Origin of the sequence: Pseudonocardia broussonetiae, assembly GCF_013155125.1 — a bacterium.
GTDB lineage: Bacteria > Actinomycetota > Actinomycetes > Mycobacteriales > Pseudonocardiaceae > Pseudonocardia > Pseudonocardia broussonetiae.
On sequence record NZ_CP053564.1, the window covers coordinates 3,351,934 to 3,367,029 of the forward strand.

The window sequence follows — 15,096 nt, forward strand, 5'->3', positions numbered from 1 at the left end:
CGGTCGCCACGACACCCCGACTCGCGGGCTTTTCCGGCGCAACCCCCGCGAGTCGGGGTCTCGTTGCGGGCGTGTCGGGGTGAGTCCGCGGCGGCGGGTGCTGGTGCTGGTCGTCCTCGCGGCGCTGCTGGTGGGGCTCGTGCTGGTGGGGGTGCGGGTGTGGCCCGGCGCGTCGGTCGACCCGGCCTCCCGGCCGGCCCAGGACGTGCCGGGGCCGGTGCTGCTCGTGCCCGGGTACGGCGGCGACTCCGCCGCCCTCGGCGCGCTGGCCGCCCGGCTCACCGCGAGCGGGCGGGAGGTGCGGGTGCTCGCGCTGCCGGGCGACGGCACCGGCGACCTCTCCGCCCAGGTCCGCGTCCTCGACGACGCCGCCGACGCCGAGCTGGCGGCGGGGGCGCCGTCGGTCGACGTCGTCGGCTACTCGGCGGGCGGGGTCGTCACCGGCCTGTGGCTGGCCCGCGACGACGGCCCGGCGAAGGCCCGGCGGGTGGTCACGCTCGGCTCCCCGCTGCACGGCACCTCGCTGGCCGGGGCGGGCGCCGCCGCGCTCCCCGACGCCTGCCCGCCCGCCTGCCGCCAGGTCGCCCCGGGCAGCGCGGAGATCGCCGAGCTCGACGCGGCGCGGGTCGGGACGCTCGTGCCGTGGCTGTCGGTGCGCACCGCCGACGACGAGGTGGTCACCCCGGTCGACACGGCGGTCCTCGACGGCGCGACGAACGTGCTGGTCCAGGACGTGTGCCCGGGCGCGGTCGTGGCGCACGGGCAGCTCCCGTCGGCCCCGGCGGTCGCCGACCTGGTGCTCGGCGCACTCGGTCCGGGTCCGGTGGCCGTCGGAGCGTGCGTCAGCTCGTGATGTCCTTCGTCGCGAAGTTCGCCCAGGCCGCCCCGAACGCGACGGCGACGTAGGCGAGCTGCACGCCTGCCCCCTCGCGGACGGCGGACCAGGCGATCGGGTCGCGGTAGAGGTCGATCCAGGCCAGCCAGTGGGTGGTGGGCAGGTAGCGCTCGATCGCGTCGGCGGCCTCCAGCGGGAGCAGCGCCGCGCTCGTCACCACGACGGCGAGGACGCCGAGCGCGGCGGCCAGCGGGGAGTCGGTGAGCGTCGAGAAGAACAGCCCGATCGCGCCGATCGCGAGCATGCACAGCGCGAGGTACCCGACGGTGAACAGCGTGCGCTCGGCGAGCTGCGCGGGGGTCAGGACCGTGCCCGACAGCGACGTCACCGCACCGCCGCCGCCCGCCGCCGCGTCGGGGCCGAACCCGAACGCCGCCACCCCGACGACGTACGCCGTGACCGTCACGAACAGCACCGCGAGCAGCACGAACGCCGCCGTCGACACGAGCTTCGCGAGCAGCAGCCGCAGCCTCCCGACGGGGCGGACCAGCAGGTAGCGCAGCATGCCGGCACCCGCCTCGCCCGCCACCGCGTCGCCGGAGACCACCGCGACCGTGATCGGCAGGAACACCGGCAGCACGATCGCGAGCGCGGCCGCGGGGAACAGCTGCCCGTTGCTCACGACGGCCGACAGGAACGCCCCGCCCTGACCCGGCGCGGGCGCGATGCCGGTGCCTGCGAGCAGCGCCGCGATCAGGGCGGGCAGCGCGCAGAGCAGCCCCCAGCACAGCCACACCCGCCTGCGGCGCAGCATCAGCCGCAGCTCGACGCCGATCACCGGTGACTCCCGATCCGGTCGGACCCGGAGCCGGTCAGCTCCAGCACCACCTGCTCCAGGCTGCGCCGCTGCTCCGACAGCCCGGCCACGGCCACCCCGGCCGCGACGAGCCGGGCGTTGACCGCGGCCGGGTCGGCGTCGCGGACGGTGAGCACGTCGCCGCTGCGCGCGGTGACCGCGTCACCGAGCACGCCGGCCGCGCGGGCCGGGTCGGGCGTGCGCACCGTGACCAGCCCGGTGGGCGTCCGCAGCGCGTCGAGGTCCTCGGCGAGCACCAGCCGCCCGGCGTCCATCACCCCGACCCGCGTGCACAGCGCCTCGACCTCGCTGAGCAGGTGGCTCGACAGCACCACCGTCGTCCCGCCCTCGTTCAGCGCCGTGAGCAGGGTGCGCATCTCGCCGATGCCGCGGGGGTCGAGGCCGTTGGTGGGCTCGTCGAGCAGCAGGAGCGCGGGCGCGCGCAGCAGGGCGGCGGCGATGCCGAGCCGCTGGCGCATGCCCAGGGAGTAGGCGCGGACGGGGCGGCGGTCGACGCCGCCCAGGCCGACGCGCTCCAGGGCGTCGTCGACGCGGGCCCGGCGGTCGCGGCGCCGCCCCCCGGGACCGGCGGCGTCGAGCAGGCGGAGGTTGGCCCGGCCCGACAGGTGCGCCCAGGACGCCGGGTTCTCCACCAGGGCGCCGACGCGCGGCAGGACCGTGGCGGCGTGCCGCGGCATCGCGGAGCCGAGCAGCTCGACCGACCCCGCGGTGGGGTGCACGAGCCCGAGCAGCATCCGCACGAGCGTCGTCTTGCCGGAGCCGTTGGGGCCGAGCAGGCCGAACCGGACGCCGGTCGGGACGTGCAGGTCCACCCCGTCGACGGCGGTGACGCGGCCGTAGCGCTTGGTCAGGCCGGTGGTGCGGATCGCGAGGTCGCCCTCGCGCCGCCCGGTGGTGCGGGGCGAGGAGTCGGTGAGGGTCACGGCTGGTGCACGGTCAGGTCCGCCTCCGGTCGGGGAGCTCGAGCAGGGCCTGCTCGAGCTGGTCGGCGGCGACGGTGCCGACGAGCAGTGTCCCGCGCCGGCCGCGGGCCAGCACGGCGAGCGTGAGCAGCGGGGTGGCGAGGACGACCGCCCGCCCGCGTCCGGCGGCGACGCCCGCGCCACCGGCCAGCGCCGCCCCGTCGACGGCGCGGTCGGCGATCTCGCGGCTGACCGGGAACAGCGCGAACCCGGCGGGCCCGGTGCCGTAGAGGCCGACGCCGGGCAGCTCGGAGCCCGGCGTGGCGGTGAGCGGCACGAGGGCGCGCCCGGCGAGGGCCGCCGGCGGGTCCGGGGCGTCGAGCTGGCGCAGCGCGCCCGCGATCTGCCCGGCGTCGGCGCGCACGAACCCGGCGCCGGGCGGCACCTCGGGGAGCAGGTCGGCGTCGTCGGGCGTGCGGTCGTCCACCTCGGTGAACGCGGTGGCCAGCAGCGGCTCGTCGGGCGCCGAGCGCGGCGCGACCTCGACCCGCAGCGGCAGGCCCGTCGCGTCGTCGGCCCAGACGTCGATCCGCCCGATCGTCGTGGCCGGGTCGGTCGGCACGAGCCGCAGCCCGGCGGCGGTGCGCCCGGCGACGCGACGCGCGGCGATCGGCTGCACCGGGTCGCCGGGCGCGAGGCGCAGCAGGCGCCGGGCCAGCTCCGGCGGCAGCAGGTCGGCGGCGCGGGGCAGGCGCAGCGGTGCGGCGCCGGTGATCACGGTGAGCTGGTCGGCGTCGGAGTCCCAGCCGTACTCGCGGCCGTCGAGGCGGTAGGTGCCGCGCTCGCCCACCGGCGTCAGCTCGTCGACGCGGAACCGCTCCGGCGACGCCACGAACGCCCGGATCCGGGTCGTGCCGGTGAGCAGGGCGACGGCCGACTCCAGCTGGGGCAGCGGCGGCAGCCCGAGCCGCGCGGTGCTCTCCGCGACGCCGACGTAGGGCCCGGTCGCGGCGAGCACGCGCTCGCGCAGGGCGTCGGCGGGCAGGTCGGAGACGGGGCCGGCCGGGCGCGGCAGCGCGTCGACGCCCACCAGGGCGAGCGCCCCGGCGCCGACCAGCAGCCAGCGCCGGGAGAAGCGGGGGGCGGCCACGTGGTCCCACGATGCCACCGCGGGCGTGAGGACCGCGTGGCCTCCGGGTCAGGTCGCGCCGGTCGGGACGAGCCCCGAGACGCCCGCCTCGTCCGGGACGACGTGCCGGACGTCGGCGAGACCGGCGAACGCGGCGTCGGCGGACACCACCGTCGTGGCACCCGCCGCGACGGCCGAGGCGGCGAGTGCCGCGTCGAAGGACCCGAGACGGGGATGCCGGCGGAAGAGGCGCAGTCCGGCTCGGAACGCGTCCTCGTCGACGGTGATCAGCGGTGCGAGGAGATCGGAGAACGCCTCGGCCAGGTCGGCGGCGTCGTCCCGGTCGCGGCGCCGGGCGCGGACGTGCGCGAACTCCTGGAGGACCTCGGGAGTGGTCGTCGCGACGACCATCCCGCTCGCGACCGCGTCGAGCAGCCGGGCGCACGGCTCGCGGAAGCGGTGCTCGGTGCCGACGGAGTACACGAGCACGGTGGTGTCGAGCACGATCACGCGTGCCGGCCCCGGAGCTCGTCGAGCTCGGCGCGGAGGTCCTCGGGCGGCCCGACGTCCATCGGTACGGCCTCCCGGACCCGGCGCATCGCCGCGGTGCGCCGCGCCGGCACCGACGGCAGTCCACGGTCGATGGCATCGCGCACGACGGCGGCGACGGACACCCCGCGCGCCTTCGCGAGCGAGGAGATGCGCTGGTAGCGCTCCTCGTCGAGGAGGATCTGCAGACGGTGGTCCAACATGCACCTACATTAGCATGTGCAGGTAGGCGGTGCCGCGGGGTGAGAGGCGGTAGCCGACCTCCAGGCTCTCGGTGAGGCCCAGCTCCTTGAGCTTGCGGACGTCGCGCTTGAACGGCGCGGTCTCGCGGCCGAGCCGCGCGGCGAGGTCGGGCGCGCGCACGCCCGGGTGGTCGGCGATCAGGCGCAGGACGGCGCCGGTCCAGGGCGCGGTGCGGTCCATCCGGGCCAGTCGGGCGTCGAGGGCGGTGCGGTCGTCGTCGGAGAGGACGGCGGACTCGCGCAGCGCGATGCGCGGGTCGGGCCCCGCCGGGCGCAGCGTGACGCGGAACAGCGCGCCGTCGCGGCGGGCGTTCGCGGCGCGCAGGGCGTCGAGGGAGTCGTGGCCGGAGCGGCGGGCGTCCTCGGCCGTGAGATCGGACTCCTCCACCACGTCCACGGCGACGACCTCCAGCAGCCCGACGGCCGTGCGCAGGCGCGTCCCGGCGCGGACGCGGGCGTGTGACCAGCGGCGGAAGGCCATGTCGACGCTGCCCGCCGCGATGGCGTCGAGCACCGGTCGACGGATGAGCACGGGGTCCATCCCACATCTAGACTGGTGGCGACGCCAGTACCCCGGGGAGGTGCCGCATGAACGCCGACGAGCGGCGGTTCGCCGTGCTCCGCGCCATCGTCGCCGACTACGTCTCCACGCAGGAGCCGGTCGGTTCGAAGATGATCGTGGAGCGCCACAACCTGGGTGTCTCCAGTGCCACGGTGCGCAACGACATGGCCGTGCTGGAGGAGGACGGGCTCATCGCCCAGCCCCACACCAGCGCGGGCCGGGTGCCCACCGACAAGGGCTACCGGATGTTCGTCGACCGGTTGACGCAGGTCAAGCCGCTGAGCGCGGCCGAGCGCCGGGCCGTCACCGCGTTCCTCGACGGCGCCGTCGACCTCGACGACGTCATGCGCCGCAGCGTCCGGCTGCTCGCGCAGCTCACCCGTCAGGTGGCCGTCGTGCAGTACCCGACGCTGACGCGCTCGACGGTGCGCCACTGCGAGGTCGTCGCCCTCACCCCGGCCCGGCTGATGCTGGTGCTGATCACCGACTCCGGCCGCGTCGACCAGCGGGTCGTCGACCTGGGCCAGGTCCTCACCGACGACGACGTGGCGCAGATCCGCACGCTGCTCGGAGCGTCGCTGACCGGGCGCCCGCTGGCCGCGGCGTCCGTCGCCGTCGCCGACCTCCCCGGCACCGCGCCCGCGGAGCTCCGCGACGTCGTCACCACGGTCGCCACCGTGCTGATCGAGACGCTCGTCGAGCACCCCGAGGAGCGGCTGGTGCTGGGCGGCACCGGCAACCTCACCCGCAACGTCGCCGACTTCCCCGGCTCCCTGCGCACCGTGCTGGAGGCGCTGGAGGAGCAGGTCGTCGTGCTCAAGCTGCTGGCCGCGGCGCAGGACCCGGGCACCGTCACCGTCCGGATCGGCGAGGAGAACGAGGCCGAGGAGATGCGCGACACGTCCGTGCTGTCGATCGGCTACGGCACGGGCACGGTGCTGGGTGGGATGGGCGTCGTCGGCCCCACGCGGATGGACTACCCGGGCAGCATCGCGGCGGTGCATGCCGTCGCCCGGTACGTGGGTGAGATCCTGGCGGGACGCTAGTACCGCTTTCCACACGCACGACTATCGAGAAGGACCATGGGGAACACGCACGTGGCACGGGACTACTACGGGATTCTGGGTGTCTCGAGCGACGCCGGAGCAGACGAGATCAAGCGCGCCTACCGCAAGCTAGCCCGCGAGCTGCACCCCGACGTCAACCCCGACCCGGGGGCGCAGGAGCGCTTCGCGGAGGTCGGTGCGGCGTACGAGGTGCTGTCCGACCCCGAGAAGCGGCGCATCGTCGACCTCGGTGGCGACCCGCTGGGCAACGGCGGCGGCGGGGGAGGGGGCGCCGGCGACTTCGGTGCCTTCGGCTTCGGCGACATCATGGACGCGTTCTTCGGCGGCCAGGGCGGCGGCCGCGGGCGCGGCCCGCGCAGCCGCGTGCAGCCCGGTGCCGACGCGCTGATCCGGATGCAGCTGACGCTCGAGGAGTGCGCCGTCGGCGTCACGCGCGACCTGGCCGTGGACACCGCGGTGCTGTGCACCGAGTGCACCGGCTCGGGCTGCGCGCCCGGCAGCGCGCCCACGATGTGCGACATCTGCGCCGGCCGCGGCGAGGTCCAGAGCGTGCAGCGCTCCTTCCTCGGCCAGGTCGTCACCTCGCGGGTGTGCCCCAACTGCCGCGGCTTCGGCGAGGTCATCCCCGACCCCTGCCACCAGTGCGGGGGCGACGGGCGGGTGCGCTCGCGGCGCACCGTCGGCGTCCGCATCCCCGCGGGCGTGGCCGACGGCATGCGCGTGCGGCTGGCCGGGCAGGGCGAGGTCGGCTCGGGCGGCGGCCCGGCGGGCGACCTGTACGTCGAGGTCGAGGAGGAGCCGCACGAGCTCTTCACCCGCGACGGCGCCGACCTGCACTGCACCGTCAAGCTGCCGATGACCGCGGCCGCGCTGGGCACGAACCTGCCGCTGCCCACCCTCGACGGCACGCACGAGATCACCATCGAGCCCGGCACGCAGACCGGCGCCGTGCGCACGCTGCGCGGCCAGGGCATGCCGCGGCTGCGCTCCACCGGCCGCGTCGACGGCCACGGCGACCTGATGGTGCACGTCGAGGTCGTCACGCCCACCAAGCTCGACCGCGAGCAGACCGAGCTGCTGCGCCGCCTCGCCGCGCTGCGCGAGGAGGAGCAGCCCGGGGTCGGGTCGGGGCGCAACGGCCACGGCCTGTTCGGGCGGCTGCGCGACTCGTTCGGCCGCTGACGGGCGTGGGCACCGCCCCGCTGTTCCTCGTCGACGCCCTGCCCGCCGGCCCGGACGCCGTGCTCGACGGCGCCGAGGGCCGGCACGCCGCGACCGTCCGCCGGATCCGGGCGGGCGAGGTCGTGCAGCTGGGCGACGGGGTCGGCGGCACGGCGCTCGCCGTCGTCGGGTCGGTCGGGCGCGACCGCGTCGACCTGCGCATCACCGACCGCGCCGCCGTCGCGCCGCCCGCCCCGCGGGTGCTGCTCGCGCAGGCCCTGGTCAAGGGCGACCGCGGCGAGCTGGCCGTCGAGCTCGCCACCGAGGCGGGCGTCGACGGGGTGCTGCCCTGGCGCGCGGCCCGCTGCGTCGCGCGGTGGGAGGACGGCCCGCGCGGGGACAAGGCGCTGGCGCGATGGCGCAGCACCGCGCGGGAGGCGGGGAAGCAGGCGCGGCGGCCGTGGCTGCCCGTCGTCGAGGAACCGGTGACGACGGCCGCGCTCGCCCGCCGGGTCGGGTCGGTCGCCGGGGCGCTCGTGCTGCACGAGTCGGCCACCGCGCCGCTGGCGTCGGTCGCGCTCCCGGCCGACGGCGACCTGCTCCTCGTCGTCGGTCCCGAGGGGGGCGTCACCGACGAGGAGCTGGACGTGCTCGTGGCCGCCGGCGCGCAGCCGGTGCGGCTCGGCGCGGAGGTCCTGCGGGCCTCCACCGCGGCCGCCGTCGCACTCGGGGCGCTCGGTGTGCTGACCGGGCGGTGGAACCCTCTCCACACGGGCTGACCCGGATGGTGGACGCACCGGCGCCACGCGGTGTTCCCGGTGGTGGGGCTGGGTGTGGCGGGGTCCGTGGGTCTATCGTTCGCGCGTCCCGGCCGCAGCGCGAGGCCGGACCGCAGACGCGGGTGCTCGCACCCGTGGGCCGCCGGGGAGTCCCCCCTCGTCCGGCGGAGCCGCGCCGCGGTGGGCGTCCCCCCACGTCCACCGCGGCGCGGCGACCAGGGCGCGTGAACTCGCCGCTCCCGGCCCGCGAACGCCTGCCATGATCGGACGCGTGTCCCGCCGCAGCGTGCTCTCCCGCCTCGCGCTCGCCCTGCCCGCCGGCCTGCTCGCCGCGTGCTCCACCGGGCCCCGCCCGGCCGAGGGCACCGCCGAGCCCGTGCGCCTGGACTACGGGCCGGACGCGAGCCAGTTCGGCGAGCTGACGCTGCCCGCCGGCGACGGGCCTGTGCCCGTCGTGGTGGTCGTGCACGGCGGGTTCTGGCGGAGCTCCTACGGCCTGGAGCTGGGCCGCCCGCTGGCCGTCGACCTCGCGAACAGCGGGGTGGCGGCGTGGAACGTCGAGTACCGGCGGGTCGGAAACGGGGGCGGCTGGACGGCCACCTTCGACGACGTCGCCGCCGCGGTCGACCGGCTGGCCGACGCCGCCGCGTCCGAGATGGGCGCCCGGCTCGACCTCGACCGCGTCGTCGCCGTCGGGCACTCCGCGGGCGGGCACCTCGTGGCCTGGCTCGCCGCCCGCCCCGGCCTCCCCGCGGGCGCGCCCGGTGCGGGCCCGCGGGTGCGCCTGCGCGGGGCCGTCAGCCAGGCCGGGGTGCTCGACCTCGTCGACGCCGCCGAGCGGGCCGTCGGGGCGTCGGCGGTGCCGGACCTGATGGGCGGGTCGCCCGCGGAGCTCCCCGACCGCTACGCCGTCGGGTCGCCGGTGGCGCGCGTGCCGATCGGGGTGCCGGTCGTGTGCGTGCACGGCACGGCCGACGCGAACGTGCCGATCCGCCAGAGCGAGCGGTTCACGGCGGCCTCGGGCGACGAGCTCGTGACGCTGCCCGGCGTCGACCACTTCGCGGTGATCGACCCCTCGACCGACGCGTGGCGGGCCTGCCGGGACGCGGCGGTGCGCCTGCTGGGCTGACGCCCCCGTGAGTGGATACGAGTGCTGGGGCACTCGTATCCACTCACGGGTGCTCGTGAGCGGCGATCGTGGCTCTGGCCGTGGTTGCCACTCACGGGTGCTCGTGGGCGCTCTACGGTGGCCCGATGCTGCTCACCGCCGAGTCGTCGACGCTGCTGCTGGTGGACCTGCAGGAGCGCCTCATGCCCGTCATCCACGACGGGCCGTCCGTCGTGGCCAACGCCCGGCGCCTCGCCGAGGGGGCGGGCCTGCTCGACGTTCCGGTCTGCGCCACCGAGCAGAACCCGGCGGGGCTCGGCCCCACGGTGCCCGAGGTCGCGGCGTTCCCCCAGCTGGTGATGGCCAAGACGTCGTTCGGGGCGGTCGCCGAGGCCGGGTTCGCGACGCTCCTGCCGCCGGGCACCGAGGAGGTCGTCGTGGCCGGGTGCGAGGCGCACGTCTGCGTGCTGCAGACCGTGCTGGGCCTGCTCGCGAAGCGGCACCGGGTGCTGCTGGTGGCCGACGCGGTGGGGTCGCGCGACCCCCGCAACCGCGACCTCGCGATCGACCGCATGCAGCGCCACGGCGCCGAGGTGGTCAGCACCGAGATGGTGCTGTTCGAGTGGCTGCGCGACTCGCACCACCCGCGGTTCCGGGAGGTGCACAAGCTGATCAGGTGAGGGGCGGCAGCGGCTTCCGGTGCAGCCAGGCGTCGAACAGGCCGGACGGGTCCGTGCCCGCGTGCTCCCCGGCCAGCGCGACGAACTGCTCCGTGGTCACCGAGCCGTGCCGGTGCCGCACGGCCCAGTCGCGCAGCAGCGCGAAGAACACCGGGTCGCCGACGCGCCCGCGCAGGGCGTGCAGGGTGAGCGCGCCGCGCTTGTAGACGCGCTCGTCGAACAGGCCGCCGACGCCGGGATCGGCCAGCACCAGGTCCGGGCGCCGGGGCGCGATCGCGGCGTGCCACTCGGCGGCGTGCGCGGCCGCGGACCGCCCGCCCGACGCCTCCGACCACAGCCACTCCGCGTACGTCGCGAAGCCCTCGTTGAGCCAGATGTGGCGCCAGCCCGCGATCGTGAGGCTGTTGCCGAACCACTGGTGCGCGAGCTCGTGGAGCACCAGCCGCTCGTGGGTGCGGCGGCCGTCGACGTGGTTGGCGCCGAACACCGACATGCCCTGCGCCTCGATCGGCACGTCGAGGTCGTCGTCGGCGACGACGACCTGGTGCTCGGCGAAGGGGTACGGGCCGAACCAGCCGGTGAGCGTCCGCATCATCGCGGCGTGGCGGCCCAGGTCGCGGGCGGCGGCGCGGCGCAGCCGGGGCGGCACGAACGCCGTCTGCCCCGGCCCGAGCGGCAGCTCCTCGTAGCGCCCGATCTGGACGCCGGCGAGGTAGGTCGCGGTCGGCTCGGGCCGCTCGAACACCCAGGTCCGGGTGCCCGCGGAGCGCCGCCGCCCGGTCAGCACGCCCGTGGCGCGCACCGTGTAGGGCGCCTCGGCGGTGACCGTCATCCGGTACGCGGCCTTGTCGCCGACGTGGTCGTTGCACGGGAACCACGACGGCGCCCCGACGGGCTGGCTCGCGACCAGCGCGCCGTCGGTCAGCTCGTCCCAGCCGATGTCGCCCCAGCGCCCGCGCACCGGCCGCGGGTTGCCGCCGTAGCGGACCTCCACGACGAACTGCCCGCTCACCGGACGCGCCGGGGTGACGCGGAGCTTCCCGCCGCGGTGGGTGAACCGGGCGACCCGGCCGTCGACGGCGACCCGGCGGACCGTCAGCCCGGCGAGGTCCAGGGCGAAGCGGGGCAGCGGCGCGTCGCACTCCGCGGTGAGGACGGCGCGGGCGGCGAGCCGGTTGGCGCCGACGCGGTAGTCGAGCTCCAGGTCGTAGTGCCGCACGCGCAGGTCGGTGGTGCCGTGCCCGGGGAGGTAGGGATCGGCGCCCACCTCAGGACCCGTCACCTCAGGACCACGACGTGATCGGGTTGCCCCGCCACCGCGTGCCCGCGGGCACCTCGTCGCCGCGGGTGACGAGCGAGCCGGGGCCGACCGTCGTGCCGGCGCCGATGCCCGCGCCGGGCAGCACGATGCCGTGCGGGCCGAGGGTGGCGCCGTCCGCGAGCCGGACCGGGGACATGCTCATGATCCGATCATGGAACAGGTGGGTCTGCACGACGCACCCGCGGTTGACGGTGGCGCCGTCCCCGATCGCGACGAGGTCGGACTCCGGCAGCCAGTACGTCTCGACCCACGCCCCGCGCCCGATCGACGCCCCCATCGCGCGCAGCCACGCCGACAGCACCGGCGTCCCGGTGGCCGGGCCGACCAGCCACGGCACGGCCAGGACCTCGACGAACGTGTCGGCGAGCTCGTCGCGCCACACGAACGCGCTCCACAGCGGGTGCTCGACGGCGCGGAACCGGCCGACCAGCACCCACTTCGCCAGCACGGCGGTCGACGCGGCCAGCACGCCCGCGACCAGCACGAACGGCCCGGCCAGCGCCGCCGCCACGAGGACGCCCGCGGCCTGCCAGACGGCCAGCACGGCGGTCAGGACGAGGACGGCGAGCGTCGCGGACAGCACGACCGGCACCACCCGGCACAACTCGACGAGCGCCCGGGCCAGCCGCAGCCGCCGCGGCGGGTGGAACGTGCGGGCGGTGTCGGCGTCGCCCGCGGAGCGCTGCAGCGGCATCGGCGGCAGGCCCAGGTAGGACGAGCCCTTCTTGGCCTTGCGCGGCGTCGCCGACAGCACGCCGACCAGCCCGCGGTTGGGCACCGAGCGCCCCGGCGCCGTCATCCCGGAGTTGCCCAGGAACGCCTGCTTGCCGATCCGGCTCGGCGCCACGTGCAGCCACCCGCCGCGCAGCTCGTAGGTGCCGACGAGGGTGTCGTCGGCGAGGAACGCGCCGTCCGCGACGGTCGTCATGCGGGGCAGCGCGACGACCGTCGAGATCTCGACGTCGCGCCCGACCGTCGCGCCGAGCGCGCGCAGCCAGTGCGGCGTCAGCGAGCTCGCGTAGAGGGGGAACAGGCCGGTGCGGGCCATGCCCATCAGCCGCTCGGTGGTCCAGACCTGCCAGCCGGTGCGCCCGTGGACGGGGTGGTAGCCCGCCGCCATGCCGACGCCGAGCAGCCGCACGGCCACCAGCACGAGCAGGGCGTACGTGACGAGGTGGGCCAGCGTGGCGACGGGGACGGCCAGCAGCGACCCGGTGCCGACGACGAGCGCGAGCCCGGGCAGCGCGGCCACGGCGGGCAGCAGCCCGAGCGCGGCCGAGGTCAGGGCGTAGACCGCGACCCAGGCGCGCGACCGCGGGGCCGGGTCGGCGGGCCACTCCAGCCGCGAGCGGCCGGTGCGGGCGGCGGGGGAGCCGGCGACGCGCTGCCCGGCGGGCACCGCGCCCTCCACCGTCGACCCGGCGACGAACTCGGCGCCCTTCCCGATCCGGGTGCCCGGCAGCAGCGTGCTGCGCGCGCCGACGCGGGCGCCGGCGCCGATCCGGATGCGCCCGACGTGCACGAGGTCGCCGTCGACCCAGTGCCCGGACAGGTCCACCTCGGGCTCCACCGACGCGCCGCGGCCCACCTTGAGCAGGCCGGTGACGGGCGGCGGGGCGTGCAGGTGGACGTCGGCGCCGACCCGCGCGCCCAGCAGCCGGGCGTAGCGCAGCGTCCAGGACGCCCCGGCCACACCGGTGACGCCGGAGCGCTCGGCGAGCCGCTCCGCCGCCCAGATCCGCAGGTGCACCGACCCGGCGCGCGGGTAGGTGCCCGGCCCGACCCCGCGCAGCAGCAGCCGGGCGCCGCCCGCCGCCACCGCGACGCGCCCGGCCGGGCTGAACAGCGCGACCCAGGCCAGGGCGAGCGCCCACCACGGCACAACGATGCCGGGCCCGGTGCCGACGAGCGCGGCGACGGTCGACACCGCGCCCGCGACGGCCGTCCAGCGCAGCCCGACCAGCAGCAGCACCGGCAGCGACAGCAGCGCCTGCAGGAACCCGGTGCGCGCGGGCACCGGGGCGACCTCGCGGACCGTGGCCTCCCCGCCGCGCAGCGCGTCGACGTGGGCGGCGAGCGCGCCCAGGCGCGGGTGGCGGTAGAGGTCGTCGACGGCCACCTGCGGGTGCCGCGTCCGGATCCGCGCGACGAGCTGGGCCGCGGTGAGGCTGCCCCCGCCCAGGGAGAAGAAGTCGGCCGACGGCCCGGACACGCCCGCGCCGAGGATCTCCGCGAAGCCCTCCGCGAGCCAGGCCTCGGTCGGCGTCAGCCCGGCGGCGGAGGCGGTGGCCAGCGGCCAGGGCAGCGCATCGCGGTCGACCTTGCCCGAGGTGCGGGTCGGCAGCTCGTCGACGACGGCGAGCAGCGGCACCAGCGCGGCCGGTAGGCGCTCGCGCAGGGCGGCCGCCGCGGCGTCGTGGTCGAGGTCGGCCGCCGCCACGTACCCGACGAGGACCTGGTTGCCCGCCGTCGTGCGCCGGACCGCCGCCGCGGCCCCGCGGACGCCGGGCAGCGCGGCCAGCGCGGCGTCGACCTCGCCGAGCTCGATGCGCCGCCCGCCCAGCTTGACCTGCTCGTCGGCGCGGCCCAGGAACACCAGGCCCTCGGGCTCGGCGCGCACGACGTCGCCGCTGCGGTAGGCGCGGTCCCAGCCCAACGCGGGGGCGGGCGCGAACTTCTCGGCGTCCTTGGCCGCGTCGAGGTAGCGGGCCAGCCCGACGCCGCCGATCACGAGCTCGCCGGTGCCGCCCATCGCGACCGGCTCGCCCGCCGCGTCGACGACGGCGAGCTCCCAGCCGTCCAGGGGCAGCCCGATCCGCACGGGGGCGTCGGCGTGCAGCGGCGCCGCGCAGGCGACGACGGTGGCCTCGGTGGGGCCGTAGGTGTTCCAGACCTCGCGCCCCTCGACGGCGACGCGCGCGGCCAGCTCCGGCGGGCAGGCCTCGCCGCCGAAGATCAGCAGCCGGACCTCCTCCAGCGCGTCGGCGGGCCACAGCGCGGCGAGCGTCGGCACGGTGGAGACGACGGTGATGCGCTGGGCGCGCAGCCACGGCCCGAGGTCGACGCCGGTGCGCACCAGCGCGCGCGGCGCCGGCACCAGGCAGGCGCCGTGGCGCCAGGCCAGCCACATCTCCTCGCAGGAGGCGTCGAAGGCGACCGAGAGCCCGGCCAGGACGCGGTCCCCGGGGCCGATCGGCTCGTCGCCGTGCTCCTCGCCGCCCAGGAACAGCCGCGCCTCGGCGTCGACGAAGGCGGCCGCGGACCGGTGGGTGACCGCGACGCCCTTCGGCGTGCCGGTGGAGCCGGAGGTGAAGATGATCCAGGCGTCGTCGTCGGGCCCCGGGCGTCCGGGACGGCCGTTGGGCGCGCCGACGACGTCGAGGCCCGCGTCGGTCAGCACCGCGCAGACCGCGGCCTCGCCGAACACGAGCGCGGCGCGCTCCTCGGGGTCGTCGGCGTCGACCGGCACGTACGCGGCGCCCGCCGCGAGCACGCCGAGGACGGCGACGTAGAGCCCGGCGGTGCCCGACGAGCGGCGGACGCCGACGCGGTCGCCCACGCCGATCCCGGCCGCGACCAGCTCCGCGCGCAGCGCGTCGACCTCCTGGGCCAGGCCGCGGTAGGTCAGCAGCGTCCCGGCGGCGTCGACGGCGGGCTCGTGCGGGACGAGTTCGGCCGTGGCCGCGAGGACGTCGAGGAGGGTGCGCCCGGGGGGCGTCGGACCCGCCGTGAAGCGGGCAGGGACGAGTGCGGGCGCGAGCGCGAGGGTCACGGTGCCTTCCGGGGCGGGGGGCTGCGGAGCAGGCGGCGGGGGCACGCGGGGCGCAGCGGTCGGCGGACACGTTAACGGGAGATGACGCCGCGCGGGCGGGGACGTGCGGGAG

Annotated in this window: 14 protein-coding genes; 6 read left to right on the forward strand and 8 right to left on the reverse strand. The window is 77.1% G+C overall.

What is annotated here, in order from left to right; all coding sequences use genetic code 11:
* Positions 1-79 precede the first annotated feature (79 nt).
* Complete coding sequence (locus HOP40_RS16590; RefSeq protein WP_172159600.1) at positions 80-853, forward strand: esterase/lipase family protein; 774 nt, start codon at positions 80-82, stop codon at positions 851-853.
* Here HOP40_RS16590 and HOP40_RS16595 read toward each other — a convergent pair.
* The 6 genes from HOP40_RS16595 to HOP40_RS16620 are packed head-to-tail and all read right to left on the reverse strand — an operon-like array spanning position 843 to position 5,075.
* On the reverse strand, positions 843-1,673 hold the full coding sequence (locus HOP40_RS16595; protein ID WP_172159602.1) for an ABC transporter permease: 831 nt from the start codon (positions 1,671-1,673) through the stop codon (positions 843-845). The genes HOP40_RS16590 and HOP40_RS16595 overlap by 11 nt on opposite strands.
* Positions 1,670-2,635: an ABC transporter ATP-binding protein gene (locus HOP40_RS16600; RefSeq protein WP_240157712.1), complete on the reverse strand. Its 966-nt coding sequence runs from the start codon at positions 2,633-2,635 to the stop codon at positions 1,670-1,672. The genes HOP40_RS16595 and HOP40_RS16600 overlap by 4 nt, the downstream gene beginning before the upstream one ends.
* Before the next feature lie 13 nt (positions 2,636-2,648).
* A complete protein-coding gene (locus HOP40_RS16605; RefSeq protein WP_172159604.1) occupies positions 2,649-3,764 on the reverse strand; it encodes a sigma-E factor regulatory protein RseB domain-containing protein in 1,116 nt (371 codons plus the stop codon).
* Between the two features lie 48 nt (positions 3,765-3,812).
* On the reverse strand, positions 3,813-4,253 hold the full coding sequence (locus tag HOP40_RS16610; RefSeq protein ID WP_172159606.1) for a type II toxin-antitoxin system VapC family toxin: 441 nt from the start codon (positions 4,251-4,253) through the stop codon (positions 3,813-3,815).
* Entirely contained in the window at positions 4,250-4,495 is a 246-nt protein-coding gene (locus HOP40_RS16615) for a ribbon-helix-helix protein, CopG family (protein WP_172159608.1), read from the reverse strand. Before HOP40_RS16615 ends, HOP40_RS16610 begins: the two co-directional genes overlap by 4 nt.
* Positions 4,496-4,499: 4 nt before the next feature.
* Positions 4,500-5,075: a hypothetical protein gene (locus HOP40_RS16620; RefSeq protein WP_205347210.1), complete on the reverse strand. Its 576-nt coding sequence runs from the start codon at positions 5,073-5,075 to the stop codon at positions 4,500-4,502.
* A 47-nt stretch (positions 5,076-5,122) separates the two neighbouring features.
* On the opposite strand from HOP40_RS16620, the gene hrcA reads away from it, so the two are divergent.
* The 5 genes from hrcA to HOP40_RS16645 all read left to right on the forward strand — a co-directional run bounded on the left by hrcA (position 5,123) and on the right by HOP40_RS16645 (position 9,891).
* The gene (gene hrcA / locus HOP40_RS16625; protein ID WP_172159610.1) at positions 5,123-6,142 is read left to right on the forward strand and encodes a heat-inducible transcriptional repressor HrcA; all 1,020 of its coding nucleotides are present in this window, start codon (positions 5,123-5,125) and stop codon (positions 6,140-6,142) included.
* Positions 6,143-6,193: 51 nt separating this feature from the next.
* Positions 6,194-7,345 (forward strand): molecular chaperone DnaJ, encoded by a 1,152-nt coding sequence (gene dnaJ / locus HOP40_RS16630; RefSeq protein WP_172168476.1) that lies wholly within the window; start codon positions 6,194-6,196, stop codon positions 7,343-7,345.
* A 5-nt stretch (positions 7,346-7,350) separates the two neighbouring features.
* Positions 7,351-8,103, forward strand: a complete 753-nt coding sequence (locus tag HOP40_RS16635; protein ID WP_172159612.1) for a 16S rRNA (uracil(1498)-N(3))-methyltransferase — start codon at positions 7,351-7,353, stop codon at positions 8,101-8,103.
* A 271-nt stretch (positions 8,104-8,374) separates the two neighbouring features.
* On the forward strand, positions 8,375-9,232 hold the full coding sequence (locus HOP40_RS16640; RefSeq protein ID WP_240157713.1) for an alpha/beta hydrolase family protein: 858 nt from the start codon (positions 8,375-8,377) through the stop codon (positions 9,230-9,232).
* A 125-nt stretch (positions 9,233-9,357) separates the two neighbouring features.
* Positions 9,358-9,891, forward strand: coding sequence for an isochorismatase family protein (locus HOP40_RS16645; protein ID WP_172159616.1), 534 nt, complete (start codon positions 9,358-9,360; stop codon positions 9,889-9,891).
* On the opposite strand, the gene HOP40_RS16650 is transcribed toward HOP40_RS16645, so the two are convergent.
* Both HOP40_RS16650 and HOP40_RS16655 read right to left on the reverse strand, forming a co-directional pair.
* Positions 9,884-11,158 carry a M1 family metallopeptidase gene (locus tag HOP40_RS16650; RefSeq protein ID WP_240157714.1) on the reverse strand — a complete coding sequence of 425 codons (1,275 nt, stop codon included), beginning with the start codon at positions 11,156-11,158 and terminating at the stop codon, positions 9,884-9,886. The two genes, HOP40_RS16645 and HOP40_RS16650, sit on opposite strands and share 8 nt — an antisense overlap.
* A gap of 16 nt (positions 11,159-11,174) precedes the next feature.
* Entirely contained in the window at positions 11,175-14,984 is a 3,810-nt protein-coding gene (locus tag HOP40_RS16655; RefSeq protein WP_240157715.1) for a Pls/PosA family non-ribosomal peptide synthetase, read from the reverse strand.
* Positions 14,985-15,096 lie beyond the last annotated feature (112 nt).